The following is a 21,750-nucleotide window of genomic DNA, read 5'->3' on the forward strand; positions in this document are numbered from 1 at the left end:
TACCCCAGCGCCAGTGGGGAGCGTCCAGCCCACCGCGGCTCCCAGCAAACGCACACCTCCCATCCTTGCCAAGGCGGTGCAGGGGGCGTTCAACGAAGGCCTCGCCCTCGAGCTTCGCCCACTCGTATCAGATGTCACGAGTGACGACCCTCTAGGGTTCGTTTTGCGTGTCCGTGCGGAAAAGATGCCACCAAAAGGGGACCCGGCCTGGCAAGAGACGCTGGACTTCAAGGAGGTGCTCGAGAGCCTCGAAGTCACGCTGGAGAGCCCGAAGCGACAGAAGCAGGTGCTCCAGGTTGGTGTCGTCGCGTCGCCTTGGGTACAGCCGTTATTGTCCACACAGCTTTCGCTGAAGCTCGACCGACGCGGCATCCACTTCAGCTACGGGCTGTCCACCGCCTGGAAGGAAGCCCCAAAGGACTGGCTGAAGGAGCCCGGGACCTATCGTATTAGCCTGAGCGCCACCTTCAAGGCCAAGCAGCGTGGGAGCACGACAGACACGCGCACGGTGCGGCTATCTGCTGGACCGCTCGAGTATCAGGTCGAGGCCCCTTCTCCGCGTTTTCGCTCCCTCGCCGAGCTGACCGGGATTACCACCAAGTGGGTGCAGGATCGCCAAGGCACGCCGAAGGTCAAGGCGACGGCTGCGGTACTCGAAGACGAAGCAAAGAACCGCTCCTTCCGCTACACGCTCGAGAGTTCGGAATATGACGTGACCGTGATTGAGGTCCTGGTGGATCCGTCGGGAAAAGAGGTTCTCTACGATGTCTTCAGCCACTTCACTTGTGTTGCTGAGGGCACGCCGATCGCAACGCCCGCTGGTGACGTGGCGGTCGAGCGCCTTGTCCCCGGCGCCCCGGTGACTAGCTTTGACGTCTCGCAGAAGCGGGTGACCAGCGCACGCGTGACCCACATCGAAGCCCACAACGCGGCGGAGCTCGTTCAGCTCGGTCGGCTCTTCGTCACCGCTCACCACCCAGTGTTCAGTGACGGCGCGTGGGTCGAAGCCGGGCGTGTGCAGGCCGGCTCGCGCCTCTTGAGCGTCAGCGGTCAGTCCCTGGAGGTGACGCCCCTCGAGTTGAAGCGACCAAGCGTGGTGTACGAGCTCAGCGTGACGGAGCCGCACACCTACTTCGCCGGCGGAGTGCTGCTACACAACAAAGCGGTGTACGTGCCGATCGGCGATTCCGAAGACTGGCAGGGCCTGTTTTATCGCCGCGCGGCAACGGTCAAGCCCTGAGGTTTACCAAGCGGCGAGCAGCGCCGCGGCGGCGGGGAGCGCTTGAATCACGATGATCGAGCGCTTGGCGCTGTAGCCGCCGTATAGGCCCACGGCGACGATGATAGCCAGCACGCTCTTCACCACGCTCGGCTGGTGCGCGACTTGACCCCAGATCAGCGCCACCGCGAGCGCGCCGTTATAGACGCCTTGGTTCGCTGCGAGGACGCGGGTCGTCTCGGCCTCGGCGGCGCTGTTGCCAAAGCGCGCGCGCACCTTTGGAGTCGTCCAGAGGAACGTCTCGAGGAGCATGAACAGAACGTGCAAGACCGCCACCAGGTACACCAACGCGCTCGCCAACATGGGCGCTATCTTGAACGATCGTTCAAGATAGTCAAGCGGGGTCCAGCAAAAGGTCCGTCAACCGAGCTGCGCGGCGCTCAGCGCGCGCTTGGCCAGACCCTTGAGCTTGCTGGGTTTGGCCCCGCTGCGGGCCATCACATGAATGGCGATCACGCTGGCGGCGAGATCTTCAGCGCGCTCCTTGGCGTCATCTCGCCCCGCAAGACAGCGACCGAAGAAGCGCTCGAGGCCGTGAATCCGCTCAGCCACGACCCGCTGGCTGTCGGCGTCCAAGTTCGGCAGCTCCACGGCAGAGTTCACCAGCAAGCAACCTTTGCCGCCGCGACTCGCGTGGGTGATCGCGTCGAACCAAGCGCGGATCGCCTCGGGGCCTGGCGGTATCGGCAGCACCTGAAGCGTGAGGTAACGCTCGAGGGAACGCTGAAAACAGGCTTCTTTGCTCTCGAACGCGGCGTAGAAGCTCCCCGGCTGAATGCCCATCGCCTCGCAGAGTTGCCGCACGGAGGTGCTGGCGTAGCCCTGGCGCCAGAATAGCTCTACGGCGCCGTCTAGCGCCTGTTCCAAATCGAAGTCGCGGCTGCGCGCCATGGCGAGTTCATAGCACGCCGGCGCTCCCTCACCCCCAAACCCACTTCGCGCGAAGCGATCTACGGACCGTCGACGCGGTGCGCGCCGTCTTGCGGGTAGGGGAGCGTCTCGGGCCAGCCTTTTGCTGGCACGTTGTCGTGCTTCTCCCGACTGATGATCTTGCCTGACCTGGAAAGCACGAAGAGCTCGCCGGGTTCGGTCTCCCAGTAGATCCGCATGCCGTTCGTTTTGGCTGGGTCCGAGTGAATTTCAGCCATGCTGGTGTCGAAGACCAGATCTCCTGCGGCTGACCACCCGAGCTGACTCGTCGCGCGATTGAATCCGGTCGAGACCTTCCAACGTACATCTCCGTGGGGATCCAATGCCGCCACACTGCCTTCGCCAGTGACGTAGAGCGTGCCGTCGCGGTCGACCCACGGCCCGCCCAGACTGTGATCGCCGAACGGCCACTTCTGATAGCTCAAGTCTCCGTTGGGTTGGAAGTGCAGGAGCGAGTAGCCGCAGCCCAGGCTGATGTGGTGATCGTAGCTGATGGCGGTTGCATGAACATATCCACAGCGTGGAAATGGCTTGCGCCACAGTAGCTCGCCTCTCGGCGAAACCAGGCTGATATGATCCTTCAGGTCAATCACGACACACGCGCCATCCGTACGCAGCGCGATATCCATGGGGGATATGACCTCGATGCTGAACGGCTCGGCCTCAGCCCCCGTTGCAGGCGTGAAGTCCAAGAAGTGGCGCCAACCGTCAACGTCAGTCGGATCGCCCCGACTTGCCCAACGCCCCCGGGCATCGCGAACACAAGGCTCCTTGACGAAGCCGCGGTGCCACGGTGGGTCGTACTCGTCGTGCTTCGGCTTCGGACACGCCGGGGCGTTTGGGGGGGAGGTGCGCTTGCTTGCCGTTGCGCTGCCGACTGGGACGTCGACCTGTGCGGTCGTGACGGCGGGCTGCGGCGCTGCACAGCCGCCGAGCCATAGGCCAAGCGCAGCGCACTGCGGTAGCCAAGCGGAATCCATGGGCCCAACTCTAGACCGTTGCATCGGCCATTGGACGTTTCAGAAGCCGGATCGCTGGGTCAGTTCAACAATCCAGGCACGCCCATTGTACGACACCGCCGTACACGCCGAAGCGGTCGGCCGTGTTGATTTCTAGATCGATCAGGAAACCCGTTTCCTCGCGGTTTCTGCTGCAGCAGCCGTCGCAGTCGCTGTCCGAGCACAGGTCGTAGACGGTCACGTCGATGCGCCTTCCGCCTTCGCGGACGCGCAGCGTCTTGCCCCGCAGGCTCCCAAAGTCGTCTGAGTGAACCGCCGCGATGTTATGCATCTCGACCCACTCCGGGGATTGCTGGACTCCAGGAAACGCCGCGAAGTAGCCGGCGTAGTCGCATCCGCTGAATTCGATGCACTCGCTGCTTCCCGGATCTGGATAGGACTCGAAGTTGGTCAGCGTCGCCTCCTGCCACGTGAGCTCGGTCTCGCCTTCGAGATCGGGATTGGGGGCAAGCGCAGTCTCTGCGGACGTCTGGTTCACGTCGCAGCCGCCCAAGGCAACCAGCGCGAGAACTGCGAATCCCTCGGTCGCGATCTTGCGGAGCAGCGTGCGATGCAGCAGGGCAGACATGCCTGGAGCTTGTGCTGCCCGGGTCCGCGCCATGTGGGCGCTTTCGCTCAACCTGCGTGTTGAAAAGCACCCATCTTCAACGGCTGGCGATTCCTACATCTCTTGCATTCTCTAGCTTGAGCCGTGCGCCGCTTCGGCGGGCTCGAGGCTGGCCGTATACTCTCCCGAGATGACCGGGACGACGCCGCAAGGTGCTCACACAGATAGCTGGTTCCGCTTGATCGTGGAGGGAGCGCCCACGGCCATGCTGATGGTGGACGCGGAAAGGCGCATCACCCTGGTGAACCAGGGCGCGGAAGATCTCTTCGGCTACACTCGGGATGAACTCCTGGACAGCCTGATCGAGGTGCTCTTGCCCGAGCGCTTCGCGGGGCAGCACCCAGAGCTGGTTGAGAGCTTCTTTGCTTGTCCTCGCTCACGCGCGATGGGTGCGGGGCGAGAGCTATTTGCCAAGCGCAAGGATGGCAGCGAGGTTGCGGTCGAGATCGGTCTGAGTCCGCTCGATACCCCCGATGGCAAGTTCACCCTAGCCACGATCACGGACATCACCGAGCGACGTCGGGCTGAAGCGAAGTTTCGCTTGGTCGTCGAGGCCGCACCCAATGCCATGGTGCTGGCCGACTCCAAGGGGAAGATCACACTGGTCAACCGTCGAACCGAGGATCTCTTCGGCTATGCGCGGAGCGAGCTCATCGGGCAGCCGTTAGAGACCCTCGTGCCGACTCGCTACCGTGAGCGTCACCCCGAGCTCGTCTCGGAGTTTCTCAAGCAGCCTCAAGCGCGCGCGATGGGGGCCGGGCGCGACCTATTTGGACAGCGCAAAGATGGCAGTGAGTTCCCTATCGAAATCGGACTGAATCCGTTTGAGTCCGAAGAGGGCACGTTCACGCTTGCTGCGATCATTGATATTACCACAAGGAAAAATAAGGACGATGAGCTCATGCGAAGCAACGCTGAGCTCGAACAGTTCGCGTACGTCGCGTCCCACGATCTGCAGGAACCGTTGCGAATGGTCGCGACCTACACCGAGCTGCTGGCGAAGCGCTACTCGGGTCAGCTCGACGACAAGGCGGATCGCTACATTCACTACGCCGTCGATGGCGCGCGTCGCATGCAGCAGCTGGTCTCCGACGTGCTCGCCTACTCTCGCGTCGGGTCCCAAGGTAAGCCGCTTGTCCTAGTGGACTCAGGGAAGGTGTGTCGTCGGGTGCTTGCGGTGCTTGGTGTGAGTGTTGTCGAGGCGCAAGCGGACGTCGTGGTGGGTGAGCTCCCAGTCGTCTGGGCGGACGAAGGGCAGCTCGAGCAGCTCTTTCAGAACTTGTTGGGCAACGCCCTCAAGTTTCGTTCGGAAGAGCCGCGCATCGAGGTCTCGGCGGAGCGCGTGGCGGGCGAGTGGCTTTTCAGGGTGGCGGACAACGGGATTGGTATCGATCCGCAGTTCGCTTCACGGGTGTTTCAAATGTTCCAGCGCCTCCACGGCCGAGAGCGCTACTCCGGTAGTGGCATCGGGCTCTCCATCGCGAAGCGCATCGTGGAGCGCCATGGTGGCAACATCTGGCTCGACAGCTCCGTCGCTCAGGGCACCACGTTTTGCTTTACGCTCCAAGCGGCGCCCCTCGCGGAGGAGAAGTGAGCAAACACAAGCTCTTGATCGTGGAAGACAACCCAGGCGACGTGGACCTGGTCTTGGACAGCCTGACGGCGGGTGCCTACGACATCACCGTGCTCAACGATGGGCACGCCGCGATTCGCTATCTACGGCGCGAGGCTGAGTATGCCGCTGTCCATACGCCTGACTTGATCTTGCTGGACCTGAATTTGCCCAAGCTGGGCGGGGTGGATGTGCTCGCAGCGATGGCTCTGAACGATGACCTCAGAAGCATTCCCACCGTGGTGCTCACCTCATCGGATGCCGAACGCGATGTGGCAGATAGCTACCGTTTGGGCGCGAATTGCTACGTGCGCAAGCCCGGCGACCTGCACAGCTACCAAGCCGCCGTCCAGGCGATCGAGGAGTTCTGGTTTTCCGCCGTGCGCCTCCCATGAATTGGGGTTGTTCGCGCCTCTCGGTCACCAACTCGACGCGAAATCGCAGAATCGGAAATCCAAGCGGCGCCGGCGTACGAAGCCTCCAACGTGCGCACGGCTTTCCTCACCCCCAAACCCGAAGAACCCACGTTTGACTGCCGAACTCCAGGCGGGGCGCGCTTGGTTCGGCGCCCGGACCGCTCACTGGCCAGCCTCATCCGCGAGGAGTCGCGGCTGAGCCACTTTGGCCGATGCTTGCTGGCGACTGGGCTGTTCGAGGATCTGGACGAGGGGGGCAGCTACACCGTGTTTGCTCCCTTGGACTCCGCGTTTGAGCTTTCTCCGACAGCCTTTGAAGGTTGGTTCGCCCGCGAGACCACGAGCCTTCTATTCGATGTGGCGGAGTTCCACGTGACTCGTGGCATCTGGTCGGAGCCTCCACCCCCTGGCCGCGTTCCGAGCCTGGAAGGACGTTCCCTGACACTTGAGTGGGCATCCGACCGTCTGCTCGTGAATCGACAGGCGTTGGTTCAGGAGACCTGGCTAGCCAAGAACGGCCTCTTGCACCTGACCGACAAGCTACTCATTCCCTCAGGGATCCAACTCGAACCCGATGGGAGCTTGGCCGCTGAGGCCGGCGATCGACCCAGCGGAATGCGGCTCGTTTACCCGTCGGCTGCAGAGAACTTGGGTGTGGCGCGCCAGTTTGAGTAGGGCAGCTCGTCGTGGGTACGCTGCTTGAACGTGTAGCGTTGGGGGATCGCGCAGCGGTCTCCCAGTGCGTCCGCGAATTCGGCCCACTCGTTTGGGCACTCGTTGCACGGCGTCTTGGCCGAGGTGCTGACGCTGAGGACCTGGTGCAGGAGATCCTGCTCGAGGTCTGGCGCAACGCATCCCGCTATGAGCCGGAGCGCTCGAGTGAAGCGACCTTCGTCGCGGTGATCGCGCGCCGCCGATTGATCGATCGTTTGCGACGTCGCGCCGCGCGCCCAGAGGATGCGACGGTCGACCTGGAGCTGCCAAGTGAGCAGCAGCGCCAGATGGAAGCGAGCGTGGACGCACGCAGGGTACTGGAGGAGCTGGATACTTTCCCTGAGGATCAGAAAAGAGTGCTGATGTTGGCGGTGGTGAACGGGCTAAGTCACGGCGAAATCGCGGAGCAAACCGCGTTGCCGCTCGGTACGGTGAAGACCCATGTGCGACGGGGTCTGAATCGTATCCGAGAGCGCTTGCGCTCCAAGAGTTCAGAGCCACGTCAAGCGACTGCCAGCGCGGAGGAGGAGCTGTGAGCGACCTGACACCGCAAGCGGAACGCGCGTGTGACCACGCGCTGGGGCTCCTCGACGAAGCAGACGAGCGAGCATTCCTGGCCTCGCTCGATGACCCGCACTCCCCGACAGATTTCGAACTCGCTGCAGCAGAGCTGGAACTCGGCGTGCTGGGTTTGGGGGGAGTGAACGCGGAGCGAATCCCCGAGGAACTGGAGAAGCGCCTCGAGGCAGCAGCAACGGCCTATGGATGGGCCCTGACCGCGGCGCCGGCCAACCTGAGCCAAGGTGCACCAGACGCAAGTCAGACGAAGTCCCGAGCAGGGGTGCCTGGAGCCGGCTTTGACTGGGGGCGTTACCTTGGCTGGGCTGCCGCAGCGGTTGCGTTGCTCGTGACGGCGGCCGTGCTGAGTCAGCGACCGACAGAGCCCGTCGCGGCATTGCCGCCTCAAGTGCCGAGCGTCGAACCCGTGGTCGACGCCGCGCCTCCTCCAACTCCCGTGGAAGAGCGCCAGGCGCTGCTCGAAGGGGGTCAGGCGGTGAAGCTGAGCTGGAGCGCGACGAAGGACGAAGCTGCGAGCGGCGCGTCGGGTGATGTGGTGTGGAGTGGTGCGCGTCAGGTTGGTTACATGCGCTTCAAGGGCCTGAAGCCCAATGACCCCAAAGAGGCGCAGTATCAGCTCTGGATCTTCGCCAAGGGCCAAGACGAACGCTACCCGGTGGACGGCGGCGTCTTCGACGTGGACTCCAGTGGGGAAGTGGTGGTCGCCATCGACCCCAAGCTGCATGTGGATGAACCTACCCTCTTCGCGGTTACCGTGGAGAAACCTGGTGGTGTCGTGGTGTCGAAGCGTGAGCGAATCGTGCTGACCGCGGCTGCAGGGGGCTGAGCTCGTTGCAATCAAGTGTTCCAGGGCACTAGAGTGCTCGAATGAGCAGCGCTCTTTGGCGAAATACGCTCCCGCTAGCAGGCGCTGTGGTGCTGGCTGCGCTCCTCGGCTGCCAGCAAAACCAAAAGCAGTGCGTTGCCGCTGTTCAGGTCGGCAGCCTGCGCTACTCCTCGCTGGGCACTGGAGACAGCCTGGCTGCCGCCGAGAAGAGCGCCAAGAGCGGTAGTTGCCTGGCGTACTGCGACTTCGGTGACCCGACGCTTGATGCCGCGTGGAAACGGTACAAGCTAACGCCGAAGGGCAGGGCCGCGAAGACCAACAAGAGCTTTGATATCTTCTTGAACCTCAAGTCGGAGAAGGCGGCGTGCGTGGCGCGCTGCGGTAAGGACATGGCTTCCGGAGCGGCACCCACCAAGGTGGAGTGCCTGTGAGGCGCGCGGGACCGGCGGGCGCTGGCTGCTTGCTGTGCCTCGTTTGGGCGCTGCTCGCTTGCGGTGGCAGCGACTCGGACGCGTGCTCAGCGACTCTCAGCTACGAGGGCAAGCCGGCGAAGGGTAAGGGCAAGGATCGGCTGGCGGCTCGTCACGCCGCTTGTCGCGACTGGTGTCGCAGGGCGAACCCCGCTGCGAAGGAAGACTCGGACGAGGTGAACGGCTGCGCCAGTGCTTGCGGTGCGGATCTGCTGTTTGGCAAAGGCACCGCGACGGTGAAGTGCAAATAGCGGCGCTCGGCCAATCTGTTGAAACTCGCGCGCTTTTCTCGACGTACCTGCCAGAGTCCCGCTCTTTGCGCGATGCCGCGAGCCCGGAGCGAACCTGCCCCGGGGGTTGCTCCCAAACGCTTCGGCACTAGGAATTTCCGACGTGAATCTCTGGAATGCCATGGGGAAACGGCCGAGCGGCGAATGCCTGGCCCGTATTCAGCGCTCGTCGATGGTTCGTGAGGGGCGCTTTCACAACGCACTACCCATGCGTGACGACATGTGGCTCGCCACCAAGAAGTGGCTGGCTGGCGCAGAGAATCGCGAACCGAACGTTGCTCTACCAATCGAGCAGCGGACGCGCGCAGACTACGCGGCGCACCCGGGCAGCGGGCTCCGCGTGTCGTGGTTTGGTCACTCGTCGATGTTGATCGAAATCGACGGTAAGCGGGTGTTGACCGACCCGGTGTGGGGGCGCGCGTCGCCGTCGAATCTGTTTGGACCGAAGCGCTTCTTTGCTCCACCCATCGCGCTCGAAGAGCTGCCGGAGCTCGATGCGATTGTCTTGAGTCACGATCACTACGACCACCTGGACGCGGAGACCGTCGTCGCGCTCGCGCGCCTGAGCCGCGCACCGTTCATCGTACCCCTCGGGGTGGGGGCGCATCTCGAGTACTGGGGCATCGAGGCAGAGCGGATCCGCGAGCTCGAGTGGTGGCAAGAGACGATTGTCGATGATCTACGTCTTGTGTGCACGCCCGCCCGGCACTTCTCTGGGCGCGGCTTCCTGGATCGTAACACCACGCTGTGGGGTAGCTTCTGCCTGATCGGTCGGGAACACCGGGCCTTCTTCAGTGGCGACACGGGGATGTTTCCGGGCTTCGCGGAAATCGGTGAGCGGCTCGGTCCGTTCGACGTGACGTTGATCGAGTCGGGCGCCTACGATGCGGCGTGGGCGGACGTGCACATTGGCCCCGAGCAAGCCGTGCTGGCGCATCAGCTGCTACGTGGAAAGGTGCTGATGCCGGTGCATTGGGGCACGTTCAACCTCGCCTTGCATCCGTGGACCGAGCCCGCGGAGCGAATCGTCGCGGCAAGTCGTTCCGCGGGGATTCAAAGCGTGATCCCGCGTCCAGGGGGTCGCTTCGAGCCCGCGTCGGTTCCCCGCTTCGAGCGCTGGTGGCCTGAGTTGCCATGGCGGAGTGCGGACGCGGCTCCAGTGCGCTCGTCGGGCATCGAGGAGTGGCTGGCAGAGCTCGGAGTCGAGTCGGTTTCGACCTCCGTGCGAGCGCCCTCGCCGGAGCTGGGCATCGACCCCGCGCGCTAGGCTTTTCGAGGCGCGCTGGCGAGCAAGAGCCAGGCCAGCTCTGAAACTGGGCCATTGGTAGCTGTTTTTCGCGACGCTTCGGCCCGGCCCAGGTTGGCACGAAGGGGAAGCGGCGGAAGCTTGGACGTTGAGTCAGAAAAAGCGCCAACAAGCACCAGAATGGGTGTCACGCTGAAGGTCGCGCGCCGATAGACCTGCACCCATGACCGCCCTCGCCGCAGACACCGCCCTGAACCAGCTCGTCAGCGATCCCCAGATGCGCGTCGCGCTCAAGGCCTACGCGCGGCGCCGTGGACTGCAGGAGGAAGCAGAAGACGTCGTCCAAGCGGTCTTGTGCGCTGCCGTGGCTGCTCCCAACGTGCCGAGCGAGGCAGAGGCTCTTCCCCGCTGGATTCACGGGATCCTGCGCCGCAAGGTGGCGGACGTGTTTCGTCAGCGACGGCGCTCACCAGCCGCGGAGGTCGTCGATCTCGAGTCGCCTGCTTCCGGCTTGGGCGCCCAAGCCTTCGAGGCGCGGGACGTCTTGCGGCGCATCGACGATGAGCTGACGGAACCGCGTCAGCGGCACGCATTGAGCTGGCTGTTGCGCGAACATGCAGGTGAAAGCCTGCTGGAAATTGCGCGGCAGGAGGCTGTTTCCCCAGAGAACCTGCGTCAGCGCATCTGTCGCTTGCGCCGACTCCTACGCGCCCAATATGTCGTGCCGTTCGTGGTGTTGCTGGCGCTCGGGGCAACCAGCTGGCGCGAGCTTGCTCCCCAAGTCACCAACACTCAGCTCATCGCTCCGGCAGCGCGACCTTTCGCTGGGCGCTGGCGTGTGGAGCACGTCCGGGGCGGCGACGCGGCGTTGGTTGGTGTCATCGTGGAGGTGAACGCGGGCGGCGTGGCCCTGAAGACGCCTGAAGGTGTGGAGTTCAAGCACTTCGAATTGGTTCAGGAAGGGGACGCTCTCTTCGTCGCTTCAGGGGAAAAACGCTGGCGCGTGGAGCTCGCACGCTCGGGGCCGCGAACAGTGAGCATTGGCAGCGAGCTGGGTAGCGCGGACCTCCGTCAGTTGCCGTGAGGAAAAGCACTAGCGGCAGCGCTTCTGCGTGATAGCCTTGTGCTCGATACGTTGCGAGCGCTCGTCTGTCTTCTTACCATCTTGCTTTGCCTGTGGCCCAGCGTCGCGGGTGCTGAGAGCAGGCCCGCTGACTTGCGCGTCGTCAGTTGGAACGTGTGGGGTGTGCCCTTCGTGTCCGACGCCCGCGAGGCGCGCATGAGCAGTGTCGGCCCCGCACTTGGGGCGCTGCGCCCCAACGTCGTGTTGCTCCAGGAGCTTTGGAGTGAAGCCGACGCCGAGCGGGTGATCTCCGACCTGGCCGCCGCCGGTCTCAAGCATCAAGTACACGATGCTTCCGCACGGTTTGCGGCTTACGGCTGCAGCGGTCTGTTGATCGCTGCGGACCGCCCGCTGCATGAGGTCGCTCGGATCGACTACGAGCTGGGGCGCTGGCCACACACGCCTTATCACCTCGACTGGCTCAGCCGGAAGGCGGCCCTGGCTGTGACGATTGAGGTCGGCGACCGGCGGGTGCAGCTGGTGAACACCCACTGGCAAGCCGCGTACCGCACGGGTAACTACGCTCCCGTAAGGCTTGCTCAGTCCATCGAGCTCGCCGACTGGCTGAGAGAGCGCCCCGCACAGCACGCGCTAGTTGCAGGCGACTTCAACGTCGAGCCCGGGGAGCACGCCACGGATTGGCTGAGCGATCAGCTCAAGCTGAATGAGGTTACGGGCGGTGAAGGCCTGGACCGCATCTTCACCGCAGGGATGCAGATCGCCGAAGCGCGCCAGGCACTCAGCGAGAGCGTGAACCTCGATGATGGTCAGCGCATGGCCCTGTCCGATCACCCGGCGTGGGTAGCCGACCTGGTTCTCCAAGATACCCGCGCGGAAAATGGCCCAGGCGAATGGCGAGGGACGCTGGCCGGTCAGCTCACCCAAGAAGGTCGTACGCTGCGTCGGCAGTTGTGGGTCGCTCGGGTGCTCGCGATGCTAGGCGGCCTGCTGCTTCTGCGTGGGTTGTTCGCCGGATGGGTGAGTTCTCAGAGCAAGAGGGGGGGAGGGGTCGGCTGGTTTGGGCGCAGGCGGCCCGCCGTGCGCCGCGCCCTGGTCCTCGCAACCGTCCTGGGCACGGCGTACGCCGCGTACTTCGCTTTGGGCTACGGTCCCGCTCAGGCGCGTGGCGTCGAGCATGCTCTCGCGCGCCTCAGCGGCGGGAGTCCGTAGGCGACGGGTGGTCACATACCCCCACCCATCTCTTTTTCGGAACTCACGATTTGATCGAACCTCGTTTGATCGAGGTGGACCGGGGTGTAGTCACCGCCGCCGGAGGTGAGGTTCCCGTAGAAGGCTCGCAAGTGGTTGCGTGAACCGCGCTGCAGGTTCTCGTACACGCTTTGGATATCCGAGTGCGTGGTTGCTGCGAGGGCCGAATCCAGGTCGTGGATATCCAGCTCTTCGATCAAGCAGCCGACCTCGAGGGCGTCGTCGGGACCATGGCTCCCTTGAGCAACCAAGTCGTCGTAGAGCTTCTGCAGGTCCGGGTTCGAGAACTGACCCGCACCGAGTCCGACGGTTGGATCTTCGAGGCCGTACTTATCCAGCAAGTCGCCGATCGCATCGAAGTGGCGTTGCTCACTCGAGCTGATGTTGTCGAAGATCGGGCGCCCATCCGCCAGCGCGCTGTACACGTCGCGGGCGAGCTTCTCCTCTTCTCGAGTGAAGATCAGGCCTTCTTGCTCGGCAGCCGAGAGCGCGCTTGGACTTTGGCTCGAATTGCCGTGGGGAGTTTGAGTGTCGGATTGCCCTTGGGTGCAAGCGACACTCGTCAGGGCCAGGGCGGCGCTCAAGATAACAGGCACGAAGCGGAATCTACGCATTGCAGTACCTCCTTTCCTGGTGGGAGCCGACGCGACCCCAGAGGATTCGGAGTTTTTCGAGCGCGCAGCGGGTGCGCCCACTCCAGGGGCTTTCGCGCATCCGCTGCGCCCGCTAGCGTGGCCAATCCGAAGAATTGCCTGGCTGGAGACTGGTATGCGGCTTGAAGGTGGAGCCGCATGGTTGCGTCAGTGGCAGACCCGCCTCCCAACGTCGGTCACCCAGCGGACGTTTCGGTTCAAGCGATCCTACTCGGTGAACGCATCGATGTTCAGCGCCTCGATGGGGAACGCTTGGCGTCTGGCGCCGTGTTGCTTGGGAGCGAAGCAGCGCCGAGTGCCATCGTGTTCCGCCACGGCACGGTCGTGTGCTTCGACCTGTCGAGCACTGAGCAGAACGCGCTCATCGCGCGCCTACAGCACCAGGTCAAGGATGCATTCTCAGACCTAGAGCGCGAGGGCGTGACGCTTAAAATCTGTGAGGAAACTCAGCTCAAGGTTTCGGATCCGCTGACCTTGCCCAACCGTAGTCTCGAGGTACTGCTAGTGGTCGCAGACGTGCTCGCAAAGAGCGTGAGCCTCGCGCGCTCTGAGTCTCGGATCGGAGCGACTTTCGAGCGCATCGAGCCGCTCGCTGTGCACCTAGAACGCACTGGCAAGGTCGACCGACGATCCTCCGAGTTGGTGCGTCAGGTCGCCGCCATGTTACTCATCGAACATCGAATGGTCGGTCGGCTCGAGATCGCCGACAAGCCTGAACTGCTCTGGGAGCGACCGGATCTCGAGCGCTTGTATCTTGCCCTCGCCGACGAATTCGAACTGAGTGAACGCGACGTCGTGCTGAAGCGCAAGCTCACGCTCTTGAACCGAAGCGCCGAGTTGTTCCTGAACTTGCTCAACGAGAAGCGCTCACTGCGTGTCGAGTGGTACATCGTCGCATTGATCGTGGTCGAAATCGGCTTGAGCGTGTACGACTTGCTAGCTCGCGGTTGATGCGGCTCCGCGGCAGCCCCGAGTATGACCAGCCGGAGCGCGACGCTACTTCCAGGGGCTACCAGCTTCGTATACGGCGGGACGATCGTATTCGAGGTCAACTATTTCCCAGCGGTAATAGATGAAGCGTCCGCTCGGTAGATCCCACGCCACACTGCCCGACGTCGGCACTTCGACTGCATCGAGGCTGCGCCAGCTCGTACAGTCGACTCGCCAAGGTTGAAGCGTTGCATCCTCACCCCCACCCAGGAAACGCTCTGCGGCTATGGAAACGACGCGCCCGAGTGCGTCGAAGCTGAAGTCTGCTGAGACCTGTAGACCTGCGTGGGCGAGCGTCGCTCGCGCAGCACTGTCAGATAGTGGCGTCCACTCGACATAGGGTTCCAACGCGACGGTCGGGTACCAGACCATCTCCGCAAGGAATCGCTGGAGAGCGCCTTGGGCAATCTTGTCGTCGTTGGCATCGACGACGCTGATGCGTGAAGCGAGCTCGATCTGCATGCTTCCGTGGCCGTTGGCGTAACGATCGCGGCCGGTGAAGGGCACGAGTCCGAGCAGCTTGGCCTCCACGCGCCAAATGAACGCGGGGTCTTGGAGCCGAAAGTACTGGTCGGCCTGCGCTGTCATGTATGGCGCGTTTGGAGCCGTGCGGAGTTGTCCCCGCTGTCTCAAGCGCACGCTTTTCGGCCGCGCCTTGTCAACGACTCCGCTGCGCACGAGCCAGCGGCGTACCGGAGCCGGAAGTGGCTCGAGCTCTCCTTCGGTGATTGGCGTAGCGGCGCTCGACAGGTCGGCAAACAGAGTCTGGATCTCTCGATCCGTCCGCCGAATGAACGCGCGGCGTGCCGAGAGGGGCGCCTTCGGTCTGGTGAATGCGTGCTGCTTGGACAGCCAACTGCGTCCAGGTTTCGTTGCTAGCAGCAGCGAGGTTAGCGCCTCCTTCGCCAAGCGCACCGCTCCGACGCGCGACTCGCCGTCGACCCTGGCTTGCTTCTCGTAGGGAACAGTCTCACCCGAGTAACCCAGCGCGGCGATCACCCAGGCGAGGTTCGAATCCCTTAGTTGCACCTTTGCGACCCTTTGGGCGACCTCGCGATCGAAGGCGCAGTAGCTGCCAGAGCCCGCCGGCGGAGCGCTACCCAGGCTGCTCTGTAGCCCACGGAAGACGCCGTAGCCCAAGGTGAACCAAAGTGGATCTTCTCGGCTGGTCTTCACCGCGAAGGTAACGCGATTGCCGTGGGGAAATGTGCTTCGTTGGTGCCGGTGGACGAGCTCGGTGATCACTTCCGGCGGGTCTTGAAGATCGCCATCCAGGACCACGATGATCTGCCCCTGCGCCTGCTGAAGCCCTGCTTGGGTGGCACCGAACTGACCGCGGTTCTGCGCGAGCTCGAGGACGCGAGCCTGCAGTGACGCGGGCAGATCGCGAATGACTGCTGCGCTCTCGTCTCCGCTGGCGTCGTCGACGAACACCAGCTCGAACTCCAGACCAGTCGCACGGGCCGCGGCGGCGCAGCGCTGCGCGAGCTCGGGGATGCTTGCCGCCTCGCGAAAAACCGGAACAACGACGCTGAGGTCCATCTGGTGTCCTGTCTGCGTTGGCTTGCTCAGCGCATCGCCGAACCTAGCTGGCGTGTGCGGCTGCCACAGCCTGCATTGCTTGCTCCAGTTGCCGGAGCGCCGCCTCGCTCATTTCGTCATGAATCGGGAGGCACAGTAGGCTGTCATACACCGCGTCGGTATTTGGGAGGGCGTGGGGTGAGGGGTACTTCGCGAGGTGATGTAGCGGTGGCGCAAAGTAGCGTCGCGCCTCGACACCTTGCTGCGCAAACTCCTCGATCACCCGATCCAGACTCGACCCAGCGCCAGGAAAGCAACGCACGGCGAGGTTCTGGAAGTTCGAACTCACGCGCTCTGGTACGCGCTGAACTTGAAAGAAGGCGGGGTAGCGCTGGGCGACCGCCCTTAGCCGCTGCGCGGAAGCCTGGCGGCGTGCGTTGACCAGCGGAAAGCGATCGAGCTGCGCCAGAGCAATCGTTGCGCGCAGTTCGTCGAGCCGCGCGTTGAAACCTGCAGTGGACCCTTGCCTTGGAGTGGTCAGGCCGTGCCCGCGGAGCCGAACGATCTCACGCTGCAACTGGGCATCGCGGGTCCACACGAGGCCGCCCTCCACGGCGGGGAGCACCTTCGTTGCGTGTAGGCTATACGTCGCCGCGAGCACATGCGGGGAAGAGCGCAGCCCCTCACAGCTCGAGCCGAAGCCGTGAGAGTCGTCTAGCAGTAGAGGGATCCCGCGGGGAGCCAGCAACCGCGACAGCGATTCCAGATCCGGCGGCACGCCGTAGGCGGTGACAGCCATCACTGCGGCGATGTCGTCGTGATCCGCGAGGAGACGCGAGAGGGCATCGCTCGCGAGTGTGAAGGTCTCGTCATCGATGTCACAGAAGAGCACGTCGAAACCGGCGTGCTCCCACGCCGCGAGGGTCGCGATGTACGTGAACGAGGGGACGATGACCTTTCTGCCGCTCAGCCGGGGTCTGAGTGCCCACGCGAGGAGGATCAGCGCGTCGCTGCCCGTGCTCGTGGCTGCGACGCCGTCCACCCCGAGGAACTCGGCGGTCTGTTCCTCGAGAGCGTTGACCCGCGGCCCTTCGTTGCTGACGCGCCCGGATGCCAGCACGCCCTGTAGCTCCAACGCCAGGTCGAGGGTGGAGTGAAACTGAGGCTGGATGGTCGGGATCCAGGTCTTTCGTGCCGCGGGCTGTACGGCGAAGTCCCAGTGCTCAAGAACCCTTGAAAGGCCTTCGTCGAGTTCGATGCGGGCTTCGAAACCAATTGCCGCGCGGATCGCTGACACGTCCGGAACGCGGAACGGGATTTCTTCGAAACCACGCCCAAACGCTTCGTGACCTGGGACGACCTCGAGCTGGCCCGGGCGACCGACCAACGCCAGCATTCGTTCAGCGAGCTCCAACATGCTTACCGGTTCGTCGCGTCCGACGTTGAAGGCGCTGCCGGACGGAATGCGCCCGGCCTCGAGCGCAAACAGAAGCTCTGCCGTAGCCTGCGCGGCCTCATCCACGTAGCAGAAGCTGCGCACTGCGTTGCCGCCGTCGACCAGACGTAATGGCTGGCCTTGCTGGAGCCGGCCCAGCCACTTTGAGAGGACGCGGCCCCGCCCTGGCGCGTCCAAGAGTGGTCCGTACACATTGAAGTAGCGTGTGATCGCGCACTGGAGTCCGTGGGCTGTGAGCGCCCGAGTGTGGTGCTCCCCAACGGCCTTGGACACCGCATAGCTCCAGCGAGGCGAGCTGCTCGAGCCGAGGATCATTGCCGAATCCTCACGGAGACGCTCAGTGTTCCGCCCGTACACCTCGCTGGTGCTGGCGAAAATCACAGGCTTGCCGTGGGCTAGGCAGCTGGTCAGGACGTTTCGAGTGCCGCTGATGTTCACGTCGAGCACTTCACCCGGGTTCTTCAGGTAGTCATCGACGCCCACGACGGCAGCGAGGTGCACCACGGCGGATGACTCCCGGACCAGGCGATCCACGAGATCCGGATCACGAACGTCTCCTATGGTTACTGGGGCCTCGGAAGGACGATGGTCAGGAGCCGCAGTGCGGTCGAGGAGGTGGCAAGCACGGCTCGCCGCGCTGAAGGTGCGCTGGAGCTGGTGGGCGACGAACCCAGTTCCTCCAGTGATCAAGATCGGATCCTTCATTGAGTCAGCGGGGCTCCCTTCGGGTGGATCGCGAAAGTGGCGAACATCAACTCGCCGCTGTGCTCACCGTATCCTCGACGATCACTATAAGGCTCAGAGCGCCAAACACTGCGCTCGATCTCGGGAAGCGCGGACGCTTCCTTGGCGCAGGGTAGGTCAACCCGGTTGCAGTCGAGGCCAAAGTAGAAGACGGCGCAGTCGGTGTCCGGCGCAACACGTTGTAGAGCGCTTTCCAGGCCGCTTTCCGCCGGAACGGAGACCGGCTGCTGTCGCCCGAAGAAGGTGTAGCGGGTGCGGCCGCCGTCGCGGTCGACGTGCTTGGTGACGAGCGTACAACTCGGGTGCGCCTCGATTGCCCTGATGAGCGCCTGCCCGGCGCGTTGGTGGTCGCGATTCACGGGCGCTCTCAGGATACCGTCGACGCGCGGAGGGGGGACCAAGGAGGTCGCAACTAGAGCGATGATGGTTGGGGCGCGCCATTTGCGATCCAGCTTCGCGCGCTCGGCGAGCGCTTCGAGCTGCCTCCAGCCAAACAGCCCAAAAAAGAACATCGCCGTAGAGAGCCCACTGGTGTAGCGGAGCAGCTCAAACGTCACCCGGTGCCCCGCGGATTCGTACAGCTTGAATAGCGCGATCAACGTCAGCGGTAACAGCCCGAGGCGGGCGGCGTCGCGGAGACAATAGATCCACCCGCAAACGAACAACACAACGATGCCCAGGGGCACGAACTGGACCAACAAGACTGGGTACATCGCCAAGCTTGGGTCAAACGGATTCAGCGCTTGGGTGACCCATACTACTTTGCCACTCAAGAAGTACTTCAGCGCAAACGAGCTGACCCCGGCGAGTACCAGTAGGTAGCGGGGCGCAGAGACCACTCTGCGGAACCAGTCGGTCAAGCGCGACTGGATCACGTCGAGCCGAGTCGGATCCGAGCGCTGGAGCCAACTCACCAGTAGCGCGGGACCACCGACCAGAAACGTTTCCATGCGGCATAAGAATGCTACGCTGACTGCCAGCGCCAGCTGCACTTGGCTGAGAAGCCCCCAAACCCCGCCAAGCTGATGCTCGCGGCGGATCGCCTCGAAGCTAATCACGCCGAGCAGGAAGCAAAGTTCGAGCACAACGCTTGGCAGCTCCGACGTTGCCACGCTGCGGGTTTGGACGTTTGCGAGGTAGGCCGTGACAAAGACCAGCGCTGGCAGGCTAGCTCTGAGGATGTAGTGCCCAACGCAGAACAACAGACCCGCGCAGACCAGCGTGAGGCACAGGTTGAGATGGGCGGCGCCGCGGATTGCCAAGGTGCCCGTCGGCGTATACGTCTCGATCAGGGCGCGAAAAGCCGGACCCGATCGGGGCGTGCCGTAGGTTGCCTCGAGTAGGATAGAGCCCCCCCCTTCGTGGAGGATCCGCAACCACTCGAGGGGGAGCGCGCGCGGCGGTAGCTTTAGCTGCAGATAGGCGACCGCTAACGTGGTGACTAGCCCGCTGCCCACTGCACCGAGGAGGCGTCGCTTGTCATGGCTGACCAAACGCACGCCGATCATGAGGCCGAGCAGCGCACCTGCGAGGCATAGAGTCACGAGGGCCATGCGCGCGGACTCGGTCGGTGCAGCCTCTAGCAGACTAACGGGGTCGTGCCCGATCGCGTGATCAACCGTCCCCACTGTCGCCGAGCCTATCACGGGATCTATGGCCACTGACGGCGTTCGACAGCCTAGCGCCGCCTCGCTATACAACCTCAATGACCGACGAGCAGTTCGAGGGAATGGCGCGACGAATCGTGTGGCTGACGCTGGCAAGCGTGGGTGTCAGTGCGTGCGGGGGAGGTGAGCCACCTAGGTCGAGTGACGTGCCTCCGCCGACTACGACGGTGCCCGAGGCGGCACCGCCGACCAGCGAACCCAGCGCGTCCACCGAGCCGCCTCCTCCTGCGGTAGCGACCAAACCCGAGGCGCTGCCGCAAGCGACACCCCAGGGCGAACGCTGTCGGGAGGACAGCGGAGTGAACATCCTTGCGGGCTTGAACCCCGTCAAGCCGGTGGACTACGTCGCCATCTTCCAGGCCATGGGCAAGGACGGCGCTGCTCGCGAGGGAGAGCACGTCGGGGCGCGCTGCGTCGGGGCGAGTGACGAGCTTGCATGCAACAACGCGCTGAAAGCACTGAGGCCCGAGCCGGGCTTTCATATCTCTTGCCGACCTGGGTTCTGTACTCATGGCGTCGCGTTTACTCGCGGAAACGAAGTGGGGCTGGCTGACGACCTGGACGAGCTGAAGGCCTTCCTCGGCCCGATCGACACCGAGGGTGAGGCGACGCTGATCGCCTGGGCGGAGGGCTACAACCCCGGTACCTGCGACGAACTGAAGAAGGGCACGAAGAAGACCAAAGACGGCTTCGAGCTAGTCGTGGAGAAGATGACCGCAGACTGCCCCATCGAGATCAGTGAGATGAAGCTCAAGATCTCGACCAACGGGGAGCTCAAGGAGCTCAGCAAGAAGGTCAAGAGCAAGAACGGCGCGTGCGTCGGGAGACAGAGCGCTGGCGTGACCCTGGCTGGTGCGACCTCAGAGGATTCGCGAGGACACTACTTCGCGGAATGCGCCGACCTTGAGCGAGCCGCGGTGTTCGCCTTTGCGCGCATGGCGGCAGAGCTGCGCGCGCTAGGTGCTCCGGCAAGGCTGGTGGGCGACGCCCAGCGGGCGCGCGCTGAAGAGGCGCGCCACGTGAAGGTGATGGATGTCCTTGCTGAGAAATTTCGCGGGGAATCAACTGGTGTGACACTGCCCGAGCTGGAGCTTCGCGGTGCCTTCGAGGTGGCGCTGGAGAACGCGGTCGAAGGCTGCGTTCGTGAATCCTACGGAGCGCTGGTTGGGCTGTGGCAGGCTGAGCGGGCCGAGCAGCCTGAAGTGCGTGAGGCGCTGCGCGACGTCGCTCAGGACGAGCTACGCCATGCGGCGTTGTCGTGGCGTGTTGCAGCCTGGCTCGAGCCGCAGCTCAATGAAGCGGAGCGAGAGCGGATTGTGCTCGCGCGCCGCGCGGCCCTTGCGGAGCTGGCCGCGGAGTGCGCCGTGGATCCTGAGATAGAGCTGGTCCGCGACGCTGGGCTTCCGACCGCAGTTCAGGCGCTGGCACTGGTACAGCACCTGGGTAACGAGATCGGCCTCGCCTAGCGCGGCGCGAGCAGCGCGTTCTTTGCCGTGAGGAAGCGAGCAGTGGGTACTGCGCGCTTGCGCCAGGCCAGGTAGATCGGGTTTTTCGCGCCCCCAGGCTTGTGCGCGACTGATTCGAGTCGCGCGCCCTCGACCGCCTCGGCGACGAAGTACTCCGGGAGCACGGCGACCCCAACGCCCGCTTCAGCGAACGCGCGCATCTCCCCCAGGCTGGCGACGAGGCAAGCGATGTCTCCCTGAGGCTTGCTGCGGGCGCCAAAGCGCCAGCGCCACCAACTCGCGTGCATCGGTAGGTCGGCGTCGAACGCGATCCAGGCATGTGAGGCGAAGTCCCCCGCGGTCCGTGGCTCGCCGCGCTGCTTCAAGTAGAGCGGGCTGGCGAACGCCTGGAACGTCTCTGTGAAGATCAGTGACGTCTCGATCAATGGCGACTCTGCGGGGCGGACCAGAATCGCGAGATCGAGATCGCGGGAGAGCAGCCGCTCCTCGAGCTCGCTGGGAGTACCAAAACTGATCTCGAGGCGCAGGGCGGGGTGCGCCTTGAGCAGACCGATGCAGCGTGGGCGCAGCCAGAGTTCCCCGAAGGGGCGCGGTGACCCGATGCGAACGCTGCCGCTGACGTTCGTCTGTTCGGCAACCGCTGCTTCCAGCGCATCCTCGATGTTCGCGAGTTCTGGCGCGAGCGCTGCTGCCAGGCGCTCGCCGGCGGGAGTCAACCGCGCGTTGCGTCCGACGCGCTCGAAGAGCTCCAACCCGAGCTGCGACTCGAGCGTACGGATCTGCTGTGAGATCGCCGACGCCGTCACGTTTCGCTGCTTTGCTGCGCTCGCGAACGTCGGCGCGCTGGCGACGGTGGTGAAGCTCCGCAGCAACTCCAGATTGATTAGCATGGCTTATCGATCAGCTTAGTTGGTGTTGATGGCCTTGTCGATT

General features: G+C 63.9%; 22 protein-coding genes. 13 read left to right on the forward strand and 9 right to left on the reverse strand.

The annotated features are described in order from the left end of the window. Positions 1–13 precede the first annotated feature (13 nt). Positions 14–1,240 (forward strand): hypothetical protein, encoded by a 1,227-nt coding sequence (locus H6718_19345; GenBank protein ID MCB9587566.1) that lies wholly within the window; start codon positions 14–16, stop codon positions 1,238–1,240. A gap of 3 nt (positions 1,241–1,243) precedes the next feature. On the opposite strand, the gene H6718_19350 is transcribed toward H6718_19345, so the two are convergent. The 4 genes from H6718_19350 to H6718_19365 form a co-directional block, all read right to left on the reverse strand. Further along, positions 1,244–1,582 carry a DUF1304 domain-containing protein gene (locus H6718_19350; protein MCB9587567.1) on the reverse strand — a complete coding sequence of 113 codons (339 nt, stop codon included), beginning with the start codon at positions 1,580–1,582 and terminating at the stop codon, positions 1,244–1,246. A gap of 57 nt (positions 1,583–1,639) precedes the next feature. Continuing rightward, complete coding sequence (locus tag H6718_19355; protein MCB9587568.1) at positions 1,640–2,170, reverse strand: TetR/AcrR family transcriptional regulator; 531 nt, start codon at positions 2,168–2,170, stop codon at positions 1,640–1,642. Positions 2,171–2,229: 59 nt separating this feature from the next. Then, the gene (locus H6718_19360; GenBank protein ID MCB9587569.1) at positions 2,230–3,189 is read right to left on the reverse strand and encodes a PQQ-like beta-propeller repeat protein; all 960 of its coding nucleotides are present in this window, start codon (positions 3,187–3,189) and stop codon (positions 2,230–2,232) included. A 64-nt stretch (positions 3,190–3,253) separates the two neighbouring features. After that, complete coding sequence (locus H6718_19365) at positions 3,254–3,796, reverse strand: hypothetical protein (protein MCB9587570.1); 543 nt, start codon at positions 3,794–3,796, stop codon at positions 3,254–3,256. Positions 3,797–3,965: 169 nt separating this feature from the next. Here H6718_19365 and H6718_19370 point away from each other — a divergent pair, with 169 nt between their 5' ends. The 10 genes from H6718_19370 to H6718_19415 all read left to right on the forward strand — a co-directional run bounded on the left by H6718_19370 (position 3,966) and on the right by H6718_19415 (position 12,281). Then, positions 3,966–5,429, forward strand: a complete 1,464-nt coding sequence (locus H6718_19370; GenBank protein MCB9587571.1) for a PAS domain S-box protein — start codon at positions 3,966–3,968, stop codon at positions 5,427–5,429. After that, on the forward strand, positions 5,426–5,842 hold the full coding sequence (locus H6718_19375; GenBank protein MCB9587572.1) for a response regulator: 417 nt from the start codon (positions 5,426–5,428) through the stop codon (positions 5,840–5,842). The genes H6718_19370 and H6718_19375 overlap by 4 nt, the downstream gene beginning before the upstream one ends. A gap of 90 nt (positions 5,843–5,932) precedes the next feature. Continuing rightward, the gene (locus tag H6718_19380; protein MCB9587573.1) at positions 5,933–6,538 is read left to right on the forward strand and encodes a fasciclin domain-containing protein; all 606 of its coding nucleotides are present in this window, start codon (positions 5,933–5,935) and stop codon (positions 6,536–6,538) included. An 11-nt stretch (positions 6,539–6,549) separates the two neighbouring features. Beyond that, the gene (locus tag H6718_19385; GenBank protein MCB9587574.1) at positions 6,550–7,113 is read left to right on the forward strand and encodes a sigma-70 family RNA polymerase sigma factor; all 564 of its coding nucleotides are present in this window, start codon (positions 6,550–6,552) and stop codon (positions 7,111–7,113) included. After that, positions 7,110–7,982 (forward strand): anti-sigma factor, encoded by an 873-nt coding sequence (locus tag H6718_19390; protein ID MCB9587575.1) that lies wholly within the window; start codon positions 7,110–7,112, stop codon positions 7,980–7,982. Before H6718_19385 ends, H6718_19390 begins: the two co-directional genes overlap by 4 nt. A gap of 41 nt (positions 7,983–8,023) precedes the next feature. Next, entirely contained in the window at positions 8,024–8,413 is a 390-nt protein-coding gene (locus H6718_19395) for a hypothetical protein (GenBank protein MCB9587576.1), read from the forward strand. Next, complete coding sequence (locus H6718_19400) at positions 8,410–8,703, forward strand: hypothetical protein (GenBank protein ID MCB9587577.1); 294 nt, start codon at positions 8,410–8,412, stop codon at positions 8,701–8,703. Before H6718_19395 ends, H6718_19400 begins: the two co-directional genes overlap by 4 nt. 196 nt (positions 8,704–8,899) lie before the next feature. Beyond that, complete coding sequence (locus H6718_19405) at positions 8,900–10,009, forward strand: MBL fold metallo-hydrolase (GenBank protein ID MCB9587578.1); 1,110 nt, start codon at positions 8,900–8,902, stop codon at positions 10,007–10,009. 202 nt (positions 10,010–10,211) lie between these two features. Then, positions 10,212–11,072, forward strand: a complete 861-nt coding sequence (locus tag H6718_19410) for a sigma-70 family RNA polymerase sigma factor (protein MCB9587579.1) — start codon at positions 10,212–10,214, stop codon at positions 11,070–11,072. Between the two features lie 132 nt (positions 11,073–11,204). Next, complete coding sequence (locus tag H6718_19415; GenBank protein ID MCB9587580.1) at positions 11,205–12,281, forward strand: endonuclease/exonuclease/phosphatase family protein; 1,077 nt, start codon at positions 11,205–11,207, stop codon at positions 12,279–12,281. Positions 12,282–12,292: 11 nt separating this feature from the next. Here H6718_19415 and H6718_19420 read toward each other — a convergent pair whose 3' ends face one another. Next, positions 12,293–12,934, reverse strand: coding sequence for a DUF2202 domain-containing protein (locus H6718_19420; GenBank protein ID MCB9587581.1), 642 nt, complete (start codon positions 12,932–12,934; stop codon positions 12,293–12,295). A 177-nt stretch (positions 12,935–13,111) separates the two neighbouring features. Here H6718_19420 and H6718_19425 point away from each other — a divergent pair, with 177 nt between their 5' ends. Beyond that, on the forward strand, positions 13,112–13,924 hold the full coding sequence (locus tag H6718_19425; protein ID MCB9587582.1) for an RMD1 family protein: 813 nt from the start codon (positions 13,112–13,114) through the stop codon (positions 13,922–13,924). Positions 13,925–13,969: 45 nt separating this feature from the next. Here the strand turns inward: H6718_19425 and H6718_19430 are convergent, their stop codons facing one another. Genes H6718_19430 through H6718_19440 form a run of 3 tightly spaced genes read right to left on the reverse strand, consistent with a single transcriptional unit; the run spans position 13,970 to position 19,312 of the window. After that, positions 13,970–15,505: a glycosyltransferase gene (locus H6718_19430; protein ID MCB9587583.1), complete on the reverse strand. Its 1,536-nt coding sequence runs from the start codon at positions 15,503–15,505 to the stop codon at positions 13,970–13,972. A gap of 43 nt (positions 15,506–15,548) precedes the next feature. Then, positions 15,549–17,645 carry an aminotransferase class I/II-fold pyridoxal phosphate-dependent enzyme gene (locus tag H6718_19435; GenBank protein MCB9587584.1) on the reverse strand — a complete coding sequence of 699 codons (2,097 nt, stop codon included), beginning with the start codon at positions 17,643–17,645 and terminating at the stop codon, positions 15,549–15,551. Beyond that, a complete protein-coding gene (locus tag H6718_19440; GenBank protein MCB9587585.1) occupies positions 17,642–19,312 on the reverse strand; it encodes a hypothetical protein in 1,671 nt (556 codons plus the stop codon). Before H6718_19440 ends, H6718_19435 begins: the two co-directional genes overlap by 4 nt. 77 nt (positions 19,313–19,389) lie before the next feature. On the opposite strand from H6718_19440, the gene H6718_19445 reads away from it, so the two are divergent. Then, positions 19,390–20,817 carry a ferritin-like domain-containing protein gene (locus H6718_19445; GenBank protein MCB9587586.1) on the forward strand — a complete coding sequence of 476 codons (1,428 nt, stop codon included), beginning with the start codon at positions 19,390–19,392 and terminating at the stop codon, positions 20,815–20,817. Here the strand turns inward: H6718_19445 and H6718_19450 are convergent. Continuing rightward, a complete protein-coding gene (locus H6718_19450; protein MCB9587587.1) occupies positions 20,814–21,707 on the reverse strand; it encodes a LysR family transcriptional regulator in 894 nt (297 codons plus the stop codon). The two genes, H6718_19445 and H6718_19450, sit on opposite strands and share 4 nt — an antisense overlap. Positions 21,708–21,750 lie beyond the last annotated feature (43 nt).

The organism is Polyangiaceae bacterium (assembly GCA_020633205.1).
Lineage (GTDB): Bacteria > Myxococcota_A > Polyangia > Polyangiales > Polyangiaceae > JAHBVY01.